The organism is uncultured Flavobacterium sp., assembly GCF_963925185.1.
Taxonomy (GTDB): domain Bacteria; phylum Bacteroidota; class Bacteroidia; order Flavobacteriales; family Flavobacteriaceae; genus Flavobacterium.
On the sequence record NZ_CAWURC010000041.1, the window covers coordinates 43,456 to 59,307 of the forward strand.

8 protein-coding genes and 3 tRNA genes are annotated in these 15,852 nt (G+C 35.0%); 7 read left to right on the top strand and 4 right to left on the bottom strand.

The window, feature by feature from the left end; translation table 11 throughout:
• Window positions 1–217: 217 nt before the first annotated feature.
• Complete coding sequence (locus AABM59_RS09395) at window positions 218–2,731, top strand: heavy metal translocating P-type ATPase (protein WP_338408712.1); 2,514 nt, start codon at window positions 218–220, stop codon at window positions 2,729–2,731.
• Window positions 2,732–2,871: 140 nt separating this feature from the next.
• Here the strand turns inward: AABM59_RS09395 and rimK are convergent, their stop codons facing one another.
• Together rimK and AABM59_RS09405 are read right to left on the bottom strand one after the other, a co-directional pair.
• Window positions 2,872–4,242: a 30S ribosomal protein S6--L-glutamate ligase gene (gene rimK, locus AABM59_RS09400; protein WP_338408713.1), complete on the bottom strand. Its 1,371-nt coding sequence runs from the start codon at window positions 4,240–4,242 to the stop codon at window positions 2,872–2,874.
• A 97-nt stretch (window positions 4,243–4,339) separates the two neighbouring features.
• Window positions 4,340–6,883: an ATP-dependent Clp protease ATP-binding subunit gene (locus AABM59_RS09405; protein ID WP_338408714.1), complete on the bottom strand. Its 2,544-nt coding sequence runs from the start codon at window positions 6,881–6,883 to the stop codon at window positions 4,340–4,342.
• 262 nt (window positions 6,884–7,145) lie between these two features.
• On the opposite strand from AABM59_RS09405, the gene gyrA reads away from it, so the two are divergent.
• Both gyrA and AABM59_RS09415 read left to right on the top strand, forming a co-directional pair.
• Complete coding sequence (gene gyrA, locus AABM59_RS09410; protein ID WP_338408715.1) at window positions 7,146–9,797, top strand: DNA gyrase subunit A; 2,652 nt, start codon at window positions 7,146–7,148, stop codon at window positions 9,795–9,797.
• A gap of 52 nt (window positions 9,798–9,849) precedes the next feature.
• Window positions 9,850–11,139 carry a tetratricopeptide repeat protein gene (locus AABM59_RS09415; protein ID WP_338408716.1) on the top strand — a complete coding sequence of 430 codons (1,290 nt, stop codon included), beginning with the start codon at window positions 9,850–9,852 and terminating at the stop codon, window positions 11,137–11,139.
• Window positions 11,140–11,192: 53 nt separating this feature from the next.
• Here AABM59_RS09415 and AABM59_RS09420 read toward each other — a convergent pair whose 3' ends face one another.
• Together AABM59_RS09420 and AABM59_RS09425 are read right to left on the bottom strand one after the other, a co-directional pair.
• Window positions 11,193–11,954 (bottom strand): C40 family peptidase, encoded by a 762-nt coding sequence (locus tag AABM59_RS09420; RefSeq protein ID WP_338408717.1) that lies wholly within the window; start codon window positions 11,952–11,954, stop codon window positions 11,193–11,195.
• Window positions 11,955–12,100: 146 nt separating this feature from the next.
• The gene (locus tag AABM59_RS09425; RefSeq protein WP_338408718.1) at window positions 12,101–13,279 is read right to left on the bottom strand and encodes an acetyl-CoA C-acyltransferase; all 1,179 of its coding nucleotides are present in this window, start codon (window positions 13,277–13,279) and stop codon (window positions 12,101–12,103) included.
• A 306-nt stretch (window positions 13,280–13,585) separates the two neighbouring features.
• Between AABM59_RS09425 and AABM59_RS09430 the strand changes: the two genes are divergently transcribed.
• From AABM59_RS09430 to AABM59_RS09445, 4 genes are all read left to right on the top strand, one after another.
• Window positions 13,586–13,672: transfer RNA gene (locus AABM59_RS09430), tRNA-Ser, on the top strand.
• A gap of 14 nt (window positions 13,673–13,686) precedes the next feature.
• Window positions 13,687–13,761 (top strand) — tRNA-Pro (locus AABM59_RS09435).
• A 45-nt stretch (window positions 13,762–13,806) separates the two neighbouring features.
• Window positions 13,807–13,880 (top strand) — tRNA-Arg (locus AABM59_RS09440).
• A gap of 820 nt (window positions 13,881–14,700) precedes the next feature.
• Window positions 14,701–15,852: Calx-beta domain-containing protein (locus tag AABM59_RS09445; RefSeq protein ID WP_338408719.1), on the top strand; the 1,152-nt coding region annotated here is incomplete at its 3' end.

The following is a 15,852-nucleotide window of genomic DNA, read 5'->3' on the forward strand; positions in this document are numbered from 1 at the left end:
TTATAAAGGAAAATTATAACTTTGCATGACGAATTTCTTACAATATTTTAATTCAAATATATAACTAAATTATTACAAATTATTAAAAGGATATTTTATTGGTCCTATATTATTATTATTAGAGTAAATAAAAGAGTCATTAACTGACTAGATAATCATCTAAATCTCTTAAACTACCCTAAACATAATTTTGTAAATTTGTAACTCAAACTACAAAATGACACACACCTATATAATTAGCGGAATGTCCTGCAACGGCTGCCGTACTAAAGTAGAAAAAACCTTAAACGAAATGGAGGGAGTAGAAGCTACGGTTTCTTTAGATCCAGCTGTGGCAATTATAACAACCGATAAAAGCGTCCCTATTTTCAAATTCCAAAAAGCATTGTACGCCACAGGAAACTATATTATTAGCGAAAACACTTCGAATGATTTAGTTATAAAATCCATTTACAGCACACCGGTTTCAAGCGAAATGAACGTTGTAGCATTACCAATGAGCGCTTCAGGTAAATATTATTGTCCCATGTTTTGCGAAGGCGAAAAAGTGTATGATAAAGCCGGAGATTGTCCCGTTTGCGGAATGGATTTGGTGAAAGCTCCTGATTTAAATATTAGTAAAACGGAATATATTTGTCCGATGCATCCAGAAGTTGTTCAGGATTCGCCTGGATCCTGTTCCATTTGCGGAATGGATTTGGTGCCAATGAAACCAGAAGATAACGAAGAAAACAAAGCTTACACTGATTTATTAAAAAAAATGAAAATTGCCATAGCATTTTCATTGCCCGTTTTCATCATTTCTATGACTTTAATGTATCCTAACAATCCATTGCTAAAAATCTTAGGAATGAAGGAATGGAATTGGGTGCAATTTATCTTGACGCTTCCCGTAGTTTTTTATACCGGTTTGATGTTTTTTGAACGTGCTTGGAAATCCATCATCACATGGAATCTCAATATGTTTACGCTGATAGGAATTGGAACAGGAATCGCTTTTTTGTTTAGTATTGCGGGTTTATTATTCCCAGAATATTTTCCAGCCGAATTCAAACACAACGGTGCCGTAGCACTCTATTTTGAGGCCACGGCAGTAATATTGACTTTGGTTTTATTAGGACAATTAATGGAAGCCAAAGCTCATGGACAAACAAATGCTGCTATAAAAGAATTATTGAAACTCGCACCAACTCAAGCTACTTTAATTATTGACGGATCAGATAAAGTTATTTTGATACACGATATTAAGAGAGATGATTTATTACGAGTAAAACCTGGAGAGAAAATCCCTGTTGATGGAAAAATTACTTATGGAGAAAGTACCATTGACGAATCGATGATTTCAGGAGAACCTATTCCCGTGGATAAAACTGTAGGTGATGCCGTTATTGCTGGAACCATTAACGGTACTAAATCCTTCGTTATGATTGCCGAAAAAGTAGGTTCGGAAACGGTGCTTTCACAAATTGTGCAAATGGTAAATGACGCCAGCCGTTCCCGAGCACCAATACAAAGATTAGCCGATAGTATTGCCAAATACTTTGTGCCTATTGTAGTTATTATTTCAGCGTTGACATTTATAGTTTGGTCCAAATTTGGTCCTGAGGAAAATGCTGTAATCTATGGTTTTATCAATGCTGTTGCTGTTTTGATAATTGCCTGCCCGTGTGCTTTGGGATTAGCCACACCAATGTCGGTTATGGTTGGGGTAGGCAAGGGAGCACAATCTGGAATTTTGATAAAAAACGCGGAAGCTTTGGAAAACATGAACAAAGTAAATGTTCTAATCACCGATAAAACAGGAACAATTACAGAAGGAAAACCGTCCGTAGAAAAAGTGTTTTCTTCTAATAATGAGGAAGATTATTTGTTGCAAAACATTGCGTCGTTGAATCAGTATAGTGAACATCCTTTGGCGGAAGCCGTGATAAAATATGCAAAATCAAAAAATATTTCATTGATAGAAGTAAAAGATTTTGAAGCCATTTCGGGCAAAGGGGTTCTTGGAACAGTAGTTAACAAGAAAGTGGCTTTGGGAAATAAAAAATTGATGGAGCAAATCAATGCAAGTGTTTCCGAGGATTTAGAAAACAAAATCAGCACCGAACAAAAACTAGGGAAAACGGTTTCCTATATTTCTATAGACGAAATCGTTGTTGGTTTTGTATCCATTTTCGATGCTATAAAATCAACAAGTGCAGCTGCTATAGAAGAATTAATGCGCCAAGGAATTGAAGTGATAATGATTACGGGAGATAACGAAAACACAGCAAAAACTGTTGCAGAGAAATTGCATTTGTCGGGTTTCATTGCTAATTGTTTACCCGAAGATAAACTGGCTGCAATAAAACGAATGCAAGCCGAAGGTAAAATCGTGGCCATGGCAGGAGATGGTATCAACGACGCACCTGCTTTGGCACAAGCTAATATTGGAATTGCAATGGGAACGGGCACCGATGTTGCGATTGAAAGTGCTAAAATAACCTTGGTAAAAGGCGATTTGCAAGGCATTGTAAAGGCCAAAAACTTGAGTCATGCCGTAATGCGAAACATCAAACAGAACTTGTTTTTTGCGTTTATTTATAATGTATTTGGAATTTCGGTTGCTGCAGGAGTGTTGTATCCCGTTTTCGGAATATTGTTATCGCCAATGGTAGCGGCAGCTGCAATGAGCTTTAGTTCGGTTTCGGTGATACTAAATTCGCTCAGATTGAAAAGTTTTAAAATATAAAATTATTGAAAAATTTGTTACTCAGATATGTAGATTTAAAATTGAATTAATTTTGATTGTGTTGTAAATATTTTAAAAACAATAATAATCAGATTTAATTATGGAAGGAATATAAGCTAAAACTTAAAGGATAAAATGCCTTATTTCATTTTAATGTTTTTTTCAATAGCGATTATCATTTCGCTTGCAATGTCTTTATTTGTGGCACCTTCGATTCCTTCAAGCCCTGGCGATGAGTTAACTTCGAGCAATAACGGCCCTTTTGAGGAACGGATAATATCTACTCCAGCGACTCTTAAATCCATTGCTTTTGCAGCACGAATTGCAATTTTCTTCTCTTCGGAAGTTGGTTTTATAATAGAAGCGGTTCCTCCAAGATGAATATTGGCTCTAAATTCTCCTGGCATCGCTTCCCTTTGGATGGTGGCAACTACTTTTCCGTCGACGACAAACAAACGCAAGTCTTTACCGCTAGCTTCTTTTATAAATTCTTGCACCAAAATATTAGCATTCAAGCTTTTAAATGCATTTATAACACTCTCGGCAGCTTTTTTTGTTTCGGCTAAAACGACTCCTTTTCCTTGAGTTCCTTCAAGTAATTTCACTATTAAGGGCGGGCCACCAACCATTTTTATCAAATCATTGGTATCCAAAGGGGAGTTAGCAAAACCCGTTGTGGGAATGTCAATTCCGCTCTGTAAAAGCAACTGTAAGGAGAATAATTTATCGCGCGATTGCGTAATTGCTATTGAAGAATTTAAGCAGTACACATTCAAGGCTTCAAATTGTCGAGTTAAAGCACAACCATAAAAGGTAATGCTAGGACGAATTCTAGGAATAATAGCGTCAAATTTATTTAATATAATTCCGCCACGATAATGAATTTCAGGAGTTTTGGCATCCAGTTTCATATAGCATTCCTTGATGTTCAAAAAGTGCATTTCATGACCACGCATTTCGCCTGCTTCCATAATTCGTTTGTTGCTGTAAAGCTCAGGGTTGCTAGCCAAGAGGCCGATGCGCAAACCAGAACTTGCTTTTTCAGAATTTTTATAGACTTCCATCAAATTATCGGTAGAGGGTTGTCCCAAAAGGTATTGTTGTTCAGGATCAACCAAAACTCTTCCGCTCATTGCTTCACGTCCCAATAACATTCGGAAACCCATTGAATCTCGATTAGTTAACGTCATTTCGATGAGCCAATTTGAACTTCCAATTTCTAAATTTGTTTGAATTACAAAACGTTGTTCCCTAAAACCACTAGAACTCTTTACGACTCTTTTATCTACTAAATGAGCTTCGCAATGAATAATTGTTTTTACATTGTTTTGTATGGGATTGATGTCAAATTTGACCCAATTTTGTCCATCTTTTATAAATGGAGCGATGTTAATGGCGTGCAAAGCTGAAGTTTTTGCTCCAGAATCGACACGTGCTTTAATAACGGGAATTCCTAATTCTGGAAGCGAACACCATTCCTCACTACCCAATATGATTTTATTTTGTGGCATAAATGAATTTATAATAAATTAAATAGAGTGTAAATATGTATTGAAATAAAGAATTAAAAATATTAAATTACGGTTAAATAGAACAAAAAAAAACCTACTATTTAGTAGGTTTTTCTGCTTTGTAGACATTTACGACAAGTTCTTGCGAAGTATCATTCAATTCCATAAATATTTCGTCACCAAAAGAAATTTTCGAAGTAATAATTTCTTCTGCAAGTGCGTCTTCAACATATTTTTGAATGGCTCTTTTTAGCGGTCTAGCTCCAAATTGCCTGTCAAAACCTTTCTCCGCAATAAATGCTTTTGCTTTATCGGATAGCGTTAATTGATAACCTAATTCTTTGACACGATCGTATAATTTTTTTAATTCTATTTCGATAATCAAGTCTATGTCGTGTTTTTCTAAGGTGTTAAACACGATTACATCATCAATTCTATTCAAGAATTCTGGAGCAAAAGTTTTCTTCAAAGCGCTTTCGATAATGCTTTTTGAGTTTTCATCAGCTTGAGCTACTTTGGCGGCAGTACCAAAACCAACACCTTGTCCAAAATCTTTTAATTGTCTGGCACCAACATTTGATGTCATAATAATAATAGTGTTTTTGAAATCGATTTTACGTCCTAAACTATCGGTTAAAAAACCATCGTCTAATACTTGAAGAAGCATATTGAAAACATCGGGATGCGCTTTTTCAATTTCGTCTAAAAGTAGTACACTATAAGGTTTACGACGTATTTTTTCAGTTAATTGCCCACCTTCTTCATAGCCAACATATCCTGGAGGAGCTCCAACTAATCTTGAAATTGCGAATTTTTCCATATATTCGCTCATATCAATTCGTATCAATGCATCTTCTGAATCGAACAATTCTTTAGCTAAAACTTTGGCTAATTGCGTTTTACCTACACCAGTTTGTCCTAAGAAAATAAAGGATCCAATTGGTCGATTTGGATCTTTTAATCCAGCACGATTTCTTTGTATGGCACGAGAAATTTTCATCACAGCTTCTTTCTGACCAATTACTTTGCCTTCAATAAGTTCCGGTAAACTAGCTAATTTGTTACTTTCAGTTTGTGCAATACGATTCACAGGAATTCCCGTCATCATAGACACTACGTCGGCAACATTATCTTCGGTAACTTCGATACGATTATTTTTAGAATCTTCCTCCCATTGTTCTTGCGCTACAGCTAAGTCTTTTTCAAAGCGTTTTTCATCATCACGAAGCTTTGCGGCTTCTTCATATTTTTGTTTTTTGACAACAACATTTTTTAATTCTCGCACATCTTCCAATTGTTTCTCCAATTCTAATATTTGTGCTGGAACATCTATATTGATAATATGAACTCGAGAACCTGCTTCGTCCAAAGCATCGATTGCTTTGTCTGGTAAAAAACGTTCCGACATATACCTGTCAGTCAGTTTTACACAAGCTTCAATCGCTTCAGGAGTATAGGTTACATTGTGATGATCTTCATATTTATCTTTGATATTGTTCAAAATAGTAATGGTTTCCTCAACCGAAGTTGGTTCTATTATTACTTTTTGAAAACGTCTTTCTAAGGCGCCGTCTTTTTCAATATATTGACGGTATTCGTCAAGTGTTGTTGCTCCAATACATTGAATTTCACCTCTCGACAAAGCGGGTTTAAACATATTTGAAGCGTCAAGCGAGCCCGTTGCTCCACCAGCACCAACAATAGTATGAATTTCGTCAATAAAAAGAATGATATCATCATTTTTTTCTAATTCATTCATCACCGCTTTCATTCGTTCTTCAAACTGTCCGCGGTATTTTGTTCCCGCAACAAGACTAGCTAAATCAAGGGTTACCACCCGTTTCCCAAATAATATTCTCGAGACTTTCTTTTGAATAATCCGCAGGGCTAAACCTTCGGCAATTGCCGATTTTCCGACTCCGGGTTCTCCTATAAGAAGAGGATTGTTTTTTTTGCGTCGGCTTAAAATCTGGGAAACGCGTTCAATTTCTTTTTCACGCCCCACGACAGGATCTAATTTTCCTTCTTCAGCCATTTCTGTTAAATCTCTACCAAAATTATCTAGAACTGGAGTTTTAGATTTTTTGTTGGATTTATTTGTTGGATTGTTAAAAGTTCCTTCTTTTAGACTGTCATCTTGTCCTGAATCTTCATTATACGCATCGTTTCTTGGTAAGTTTTCTTTAAAATCTTCTTCGCTTGGTGTCATGCTTAGATATTGTTCTTTAGCTGTATCGTAATCAATTTTCATTTTATTCAACAGCTTGGTTGTTGGATCATTTTCATTTCTTAAGATGCACAATAATAAATGTGCAGTACTAATGGAATTGCTGTGAAACACTTTTGCTTCAAGAAAAGTAGTTTTTAAAGCCCTTTCCGCTTGGCGCGTGAGGTGCAGATTTTTCTTTTCGTTGTTAATCTCTATGTTAGAACTCGCAGGACTTAAAACCTCTACTTTTTTACGTAAATAGTCTAAATCTATAGATAAATTATTTAATATATTTATTGCTTTTCCGTTGCCGTCCCTTAAAATACCTAACATAAGGTGCTCCGTTCCAATGAAGTCATGCCCTAATCTTAAGGCCTCTTCTTTGCTGTAAGTAATAACATCTTTTACTCTTGGTGAAAAATTATCATCCATAATATAATTGTAAATTGTAACGTAAATTTAGTGAATTTGTAATTGAAAAACAAAAATCGTTCCCTTTAAGAACTTTTGTCAGCTAATTGACAAAAAAAGAATCAAAAAAACGTTAAAAGTTCTATAATTTATTAACTAAAAAATAAGTTACTTTTGTTAATAAATCATTAAAATAACTAGTGAATTGTTTGTTTAAAAAAATCAAAATGACGTATATTAGCACGTTTTGAAATTAAAATAAATTTATTAAATATTATAACCTATGTCTGAAGGAGAAAAGTTAATTCCCATTAACATTGAAGATGAAATGAAATCAGCTTACATCGATTATTCGATGTCGGTAATTGTATCAAGGGCACTTCCTGATGTTAGAGATGGCTTGAAACCAGTACATCGAAGAGTACTTTACGGAATGTATGATCTAGGGGTAAATTCAAGATCTGCCCATAAAAAATCTGCGAGAATCGTTGGAGAAGTTTTAGGAAAGTATCACCCTCACGGCGATACTTCGGTTTATGACGCAATGGTTCGTATGGCCCAAGAATGGAGTTTGCGTTATTTATTAGTCGATGGGCAAGGTAATTTTGGATCTGTTGATGGTGATAGCCCAGCTGCAATGCGATACACTGAAGCTAGAATGCGAAAAATTTCGGAAGAAATAATGGCAGACATAGAAAAAGAAACCGTTGACTTTCAACTGAATTTTGATGATACTTTATACGAGCCAAAAGTAATGCCTACACGAGTTCCCACTTTATTGATAAATGGGGCAACTGGAATTGCTGTTGGTATGGCTACTAACATGCCACCACATAATCTTACCGAAGTTATCAACGGAACATTAGCTTACATCGATAATAACGAAATTGATATTGATGAATTGATGACCTATATTAAAGCCCCAGATTTTCCAACTGGTGGGACAATATATGGTTATGAAGGTGTTCACGAGGCCTTTAAAACCGGTAGAGGACGTATAGTTATGCGCGCCAAAGTTGGTTTTGAAGAAGTTGACGGAAGAGAATGTATTATCGTTACCGAAATTCCATACCAAGTCAATAAAGCTGACATGATCAAGCGTACTGCGGATTTGGTTAATGACAAAAAAATTGAAGGAATTGCTAATATTCGCGATGAATCGGATAGAAACGGTATGCGTATTGTTTATATCTTGAAACGTGATGCTACGCCAAACGTGGTTTTGAACACGCTTTATAAATTTACACAATTACAATCTTCATTCAGTGTAAACAACATTGCATTAGTAAAAGGCCGTCCGCAAATGTTGAATCTAAAAGATATGATTCACTATTTTGTAGAACACCGTCACGATGTAGTGGTTCGTAGAACTCAATTTGACTTACGTAAAGCAAGAGAAAGAGCCCACATTTTAGAAGGTTTAATTATTGCTTCGGATAATATTGATGAAGTAATTGCATTAATTAAATCTTCGAAAAATACAGAAGAAGCTAGAGAAAAATTAATCGAAAGATTCAAATTATCTGATATTCAGTCTCGCGCCATTGTCGAAATGCGTTTGCGTCAATTGACAGGCTTAGAGCAAGATAAATTGAGAGCTGAATTTGATGAAATAATGAAGTTGATAGAGCATTTACAAGCTTTATTGGACGATATTAATTTAAGAATTGCTCTTATTAAGGAAGAACTGATCGAAATTCGTGAAAAATATGGTGATGCTCGTCGTTCCTTAATCGAATATTCTGGTGGTGATGTAAGTATCGAAGATTTAATTGCAGATGAAAATGTAGTAATTACCATTTCGCACGCTGGTTATATTAAACGTACTAATTTATCAGAATATAAAACTCAAAATAGAGGAGGAGTTGGACAAAAAAGTGCCGGAACACGAGATCAAGATTTCCTTGAAAATATGTTTGTGGCTACCAACCATCAATATATGATGTTCTTTACCCAAAAAGGGAAATGTTTTTGGATGCGTGTTTATGAAATACCAGAAGGAAGCAAAACAGCAAAAGGTAGAGCTTTGCAAAACTTAATCAACATTGAAAGTGATGATAAAGTGAAAGCATTTATTTGCACACAAGACCTAAAAAATAAAGAATACACCAACAGTCATAACCTTATTATGGTGACTAAAAAGGGTCAGGTTAAGAAAACTTCTTTAGATAAATATTCAAAACCTAGAGTGAATGGTGTTGCTGCTATTACTATTAAGGAAGGCGATGAATTATTAGAAGCAAAATTAACAAATGGCGAAAGTCAGATTATATTAGCCGTTAAATCTGGGAAATTAGTTCGTTTTGAAGAAACAAAAACCCGTCCGATGGGAAGAACAGCTTCTGGAGTCCGTGGAATTACTTTAAAAGATGATACTGATGAAGTAATAGGTATGGTTACTGTTGATAAAGATGACATTAACGATTCGCAAATCTTAGTGGTAACCGAAAATGGATATGGAAAACGTACCAAATTAGTTGATGAAGATGGTGAAGATGTTTATAGAATTACTAACCGTGGAGGAAAAGGAGTAAAAACCCTGAATATTACCGAAAAAACAGGTAAACTAATTTCGATAAATGCCGTTACCGATGCGGATGACCTGATGATTATCAATAAATCAGGATTGACTATCAGAATGGCAATTGAAGATTTACGTGTAATGGGACGTGCTACCCAAGGTGTAAAACTGATTAACCTTAAAGGAAATGATTCGATTGCAGCCGTAACTAAAGTAATGAAAGACGATGTTGTTGAAGTTGTTGTTGATGAAGAAGGAAATGTCATAGAAACCGAAGCTATCGAAAGAGTGAAACCAGTTCTCGAAATTCTTGAAGACGATGGCACAGCTGAAGATGATGAGGAGGATGATGAAGAGGATGCCGACGATTCAGAAGAAGAAGGAGACGAGGACGATTCAGATGATGACGCCTAAAAATTAAATAAACCAGATAAAAAGAATACATTAAAATAAAAAATAGAATATTATGAAAAGTAAATATGTAATACTAGCGTCAGCATTATTGATATCAGTAGCTACTTTTGCCCAAAAAGATCAAATTAAAGCAGCCGAAAAAGCATTAAAAGCAGGAAATTCTGCCGAAGCAATTACGATTTTGCAAGGAGCAGAATCATTGTCTGCCGCCGCTCCAGAGAATGAAAAAGCCCAATATTTCTTTGTAAAAGGGAATGCTTATTTAGACTTAGCCAATAAAAAAGTGGAAGAAGGTAAAAATTTAAATGCTGCAGCTAAATCTTATCAAGATTTATTAGCCGTTGAGAAAACTTCAGGAAAAGATAAATACTCCTCTCAGGCAACAACTTCAATCATTGATATTAAATATAAATTATTGAATAGTGCAATAGCCGACACCAAGACCGATAAGCATTCTGAGGGAGCTCAAAAACTATATGACGCCTATTTATTAGATAGAAAAGACACCCTAAATTTATATTATGCTGCTTCTACTTATGTAAATGCAAAAGATTATGTTTCGGCTCTTAGATTGTATTATGAACTAAAAGACTTGAATTTTTCAGGTAAAGGAATGAGTTATTTGGCAATGAATAAATTGACAAGTCAAGAAGATAATTTTAATACAGCTAAAGAAAGAGATTTATCAGTGAAAATTGGAACTCACGAAAATCCAAAAACAGAATCCATTCCATCAAAAAGAGGGGAAATCTACAAAAATATTGCTTTAATTTTAGTTCAAGACGGAAAAACAGAAGAAGCTAAAAAAGCAATTTCTGATGCAAGAAAAGCTAATCCAGAAGACACTTCTTTAATTTCAACCGAAGCAAATTTATATTTAGAGACTAAAGATTTTGAAACTTACAAAAGATTAGTAGGCGAGGCTTTAGAAAAAAACCCCAACGATGCCGATTTAGTTTTTAATTTAGGTGTACTTAGCGCCAATGCAAAAAATCCTTTAGAAGCAGAGAAACATTACAAAAGAGTAATGGAAATAAATCCGAACTACATCAATGCTTACATTAATCTTGCAGCATTAAAACTGGAAGATGAGAAGGTAATTATTGACGAAATGAATAAGTTAGGAACTTCCGACAAAGATATGAAGCGTTACGAAGTTTTGAAAGATAAAAGATTTGATTTATTCAGAAGTTCTATTCCTTATCTAGTAAAAGCAGTTGAGCTTGAATCATCAAATATGGATGTTGCTAAAACACTCTTAAATGTGTACAGCGCATTAGAAATGACTACAGAAAAAAACGAATTGAAAGCGAATATAAAAGCTCAAGAAGAGAAAAAATAACAAATGTTGTCTAGTCTTAAAAAACCGTCCCGATAATTTTAGGACGGTTTTTTTTATATAATTTTTTTAATAACCCGAAGTTTGTGTGTATGTTTATTGACTTCCGCATTATAAATCCCCAGATGATCGAGTCGGTCAATCCTCACTTTTCCACTGGCATGAATAATATAATTATCTTCCATAATGATGCCCACGTGAATGATATTGCCTTCTTCATTATCAAAAAAAGCCAAATCACCAGGTTCACTTTCTTCAATAAAACTCAAAGCTTCTCCTTGTTTTGACTGTTGCGAAGCATCTCGCATCAATTTGTAACCGTTGAGTTTGTAAACCATTTGTGTAAATCCAGAACAATCAATCCCAAAAGGATTTTTCCCTCCCCAAAGATAAGGAGCGTTCAAATACATAAAAGCTGTATTTACTAATGATTCTTTAGGCTTTACACCACTAATTTTTGTTCCTTCAAAATTATAGTTCGCTCTATTGATCTCATTATTATTTAAAAATGAAAGTGACGAACCAAGAGGAATCGGCATCAACAAATTATTAGGAGCAGTAATATATTCGACCAAATCCCCGTTTAAAACAATACCCTCTTTCGACAATAATTCAAAATCCAATTCAGAAATTACCTGATATTGCTTAGAATCTACCCAACCTTCGTAATCGTCATATTGCAATTTTATTCGCGACCATTGTTTAAATTGTTCTAGTATTTCAAAATGTTCGCCAAACAAAATTTGGGAAACAATTTCACTTTTATCACTAGGTTCAATTCGAAGCGGGATTATAGCTAGATTACAAATTCCGAACATTTAAGTTTATTTAAATTTTGAATTCTATTTATTTTATTAGGAGCTTATTCCTGCTATCCGTTTCAATCTTGTCATTGCGAGCTTGCGAGGCAATCTCACAACATCAAGGATTTTTACTTCTATCAGGGCTAGGTCATACTGCATAATTAATATTTTTCAATAACAATTGCCGAAGCCCCACCGCCTCCATTACAAATCGCTGCTGCACCAATCTTGCCGTTATTTTGTTCTAAAACATTCAGCAATGTAACAATAATTCTAACACCAGAACAACCTAGTGGGTGACCTAAAGAAACAGCTCCACCATTTACGTTCACTTTAGAATCGTCTAATCCAAGAATTTTTGAATTGGCCAAACCAACAACAGCAAAAGCTTCATTAAATTCAAAATAATCTACATCTTTTGTTGTTAATCCAGCTTTTTCTAAAGCTTTAGGAATTGCAATGGATGGAGTAGTGGTGAACCATTTTGGTTCTTGGGCAGCATCGGCATAACTTCTAATATACGCCAAAGGTTTTAAACCCATTGACAATGCTTTTTCTTCACTCATCAACACCACGGCTGCTGCTCCATCATTTATTGTTGAAGCATTTGCTGCAGTCACTGTTCCGTCCTTTGTAAAAACGGCATTCAATGAAGGAATTCTGTCGAGTTTTACATTCGAAAATTCCTCATCTTTAGAGACTATTATTAGATCTCCTTTTCTTTGAGGAACCGCAACAGGAACAATTTCATTATCAAATTTTCCAGCATCCCAGGCCTTTGAAGAACGCTCATAGGATTGAATTGCGAAGTTATCTTGGTCTTCTCGGGTAAATTTATATTCAGTTGCACATAAGTCAGCACAAACACCCATAGCATTATTGTCGTAAGCATCTGTCAATCCATCTTTCTGCATTCCATCAACCATTGTGGTTGGTCCAAATTTATATCCATTTCTCAAATGCATATAATGAGGTATTAAACTCATATTTTCCATTCCACCAGCAACAACAATTTCAGCATCGTCACAAATAATTGCTTGTGCACCCAGCATCACCGACTTCATTCCAGAAGCACAAACCTTATTGACGGTAGTACAAGCAACTGTATTAGGTAATCCGGCAAATATAGCGGCTTGTCGTGCAGGAGCTTGACCAACGCCAGCCTGAACAACATTACCCATAAAAACTTCATCCACTAAATTAGGATCTAGATTAATTTTATCCAAAGCGCCTTTTATGGCCACTGCACCTAATCTTGGAGCAGCAACAGTAGATAACCCTCCCATAAAACTTCCTATAGGTGTTCTAACTGCGGAAACGATGACGACTTTCTTATTCATGATATGTTTGTATCTTTGTTAAAGATGCGAATTTAATCATTTTGTATAAATACTAAATTACAATTTTGATATTATTATAGCATTATCTTAGTAATTTTTGAATAATCATTTTTTAAGATTGTTTTTTCTAGATAATCATTAAAAGAAAAATACATTTTTTTTTTTTTAGAAAGGCTATACATTTGATTGTTAATGTTTTTAATTAAGCATTAAAAAAACATTTAAAAAAAGGGGGTAATAATTTGTAAAATATAGAATAGAAAGTTACATTTGCAACCGCTTAAAAGGAATATAAGTTCATATATTGGAGAGTTGCCTGAGTGGCCGAAAGGACATGTTTGCTAAACATGCGTATGGGTAACTGTACCAAGGGTTCGAATCCCTTACTCTCCGCTTTTTTTGCACTTCGGGGTGTAGCGTAGCTCGGTTATCGCGCCTGCTTTGGGAGCAGGAGGCCGCAGGTTCGAATCCTGCCACCCCGACTGATTATTAGGTTATTCTTTTAATAAGTTGACATAATTATCAATGGAGGCATAGCTCAGCTGGATAGAGCACCTGCCTTCTAAGCAGGCGGTCGAAGGTTCGAATCCTTCTGCCTTCACGGTATGGGACAAGTCTATTTTTTTAGACTTGTCCCATTTTTTTTTGCCTCGGGAAGCCCCATTAACACTGGCAATTTTTAATAAAATAGGATTGACATCAGCGGTTCGAACTTTTTTATTTTCAAAGCGGAATTTTTTCGGAAATATCGAACCAATTATACGTCTTTTTCCTTCAATATCAGATTTAATAAAATGATTTTCAATATTTTCCATCTTATTTATTGCTTTTTTATACAAGTCTAAAATTTCTTTATTGTCAATTGCTTCAATTTCGAGTTCCTTTAATTCATCATAAATATTTTTGTATCTTTCCTTGGCAACTTCATATTCTTTTTTACCCATTTCACCATCTATATAGAGGTCTTGTAACCGTTCCATTTTTATTTTCATTTGTTTCACTTTTTCAAAGTGTTTTGGTCCCAGCATTTTTTTATCTTTTTCAATACTAAGACCTTCAAGAACCATTTCCTCGAATAATTTTTTGATAGGGGCATTGAAAGAAATGCTCTTAAGATAATCACCAATCCAAAGATTGACATCTTCTAGTTGGTATCTTCCTATACAAGGGCTAATGCAATTATAATAGGAATAGTATTTGTATTCCATTCGGTAATTAAATGCAAACCTTATAAGTAGCAAACATAATCAAAAAAACTCGTTTACGGAAAACCGTAAAGTAAATGATTATCAAAATATTACATTTGTTTATAGTTTTTTTTTACATTTGATTTATAATAAATTAAGAAAATTAACACTCGCTAGGTTAATATCATTAATCCTTTGAAATTCAAATTTAAAAAATATTAATAATCCCTCATTATGAATACAATTTTATCTTTTTCAAAATATTTTAAAATTATATCGTTTGCACTATTTATGCTTTTCACAAGCACTAATATGTTTTCCCAAAACTTGATATCTATTCCGTTTACCAATGGATTTGTTGGGGATAATACTGCAAATAATGTTTCGTCAAATTCAAAATATTTAACAGCATTAGGTTGGTCAAACGTTCAATTTTCACAAAATTCACCAACATTACAGTTTATTGAACTTGCACAAGGAAATGACATTCCCGGAACAGTTTTAATTACTGATTTCTTAGGAATTCAATATAGCATTCCTGGTTTTATTAAATGGCGAACGCCAAGTGGTAATAATATTACAACTCCTGTTTTTGTTCCTACAACAGGAGCAACACTTGCTACAAATTCCTCTAATGGAAGTGCAAACTATAGCATTACGACAAATTCATATATAGGACTAACTTATAACGGTCAAACACTTACAATTCCTAATACATCTTCTGGAGGAACAACTGCCGGAGATGTTACAGGTAATGCTGCTACATCTGGAATATTAGATTCTCTAAATTCTTATTTAGGAAGTTTTTCAGCAATTAGTATTATTGACTATACTGTAAATGAAGGTGCCGGCACAGCCACTGTGACTGTAACCCTTTCGGCTTCAAGTGCCAACGTAATTACTGTTGCATATACCACATCCGATGGATCAACAGCTGTTGGATTGGATTATACAGCTACTTCTGGTACTATTACTTTTGCTGCTGGACAAACAACTAGAACTTTCACCATTCCGATTATTAATGATGCGACAATCGAATCTAATGAAACAATTAATATTACGCTTTCTGACCCCACAAACGCATCCATTTTAGATGGTGCTGGTGTAGTAACTATTGTAGATAATGATACTTGCACCGTCGGCACTCCAGCAGGAAGCGTAACGGTTCAACCAACTTGTGCAACAACAACAGGAACGATTGTATTCACAACGCAATCAGGCGTTGAATACAGCATTGATGGAACAACATATCAATCCAGTGCCACTTTTACAGGCGTAGCAGTAGGAAGTTATACCTTAAAAGTACGTTCAACTGCAGACAATACATGTACAGCGACCGGAGCAACAGTAACTGTTAACGCAGCGGCAGGTGCACCAAGCACACCA

Coding starts and splice junctions, on each gene's coding strand:
- AABM59_RS09420 (WP_338408717.1), bottom strand. CDS start 11,954: ATGTTCGGAATTTGTAATCTAGCTATAATCCCGCTTCGAATTGAACCT.
- AABM59_RS09395 (WP_338408712.1), top strand. CDS start 218: ATGACACACACCTATATAATTAGCGGAATGTCCTGCAACGGCTGCCGT.
- rimK (WP_338408713.1), bottom strand. CDS start 4,242: ATGCCACAAAATAAAATCATATTGGGTAGTGAGGAATGGTGTTCGCTT.
- AABM59_RS09415 (WP_338408716.1), top strand. CDS start 9,850: ATGAAAAGTAAATATGTAATACTAGCGTCAGCATTATTGATATCAGTA.
- AABM59_RS09425 (WP_338408718.1), bottom strand. CDS start 13,279: ATGAATAAGAAAGTCGTCATCGTTTCCGCAGTTAGAACACCTATAGGA.
- gyrA (WP_338408715.1), top strand. CDS start 7,146: ATGTCTGAAGGAGAAAAGTTAATTCCCATTAACATTGAAGATGAAATG.
- AABM59_RS09405 (WP_338408714.1), bottom strand. CDS start 6,883: ATGGATGATAATTTTTCACCAAGAGTAAAAGATGTTATTACTTACAGC.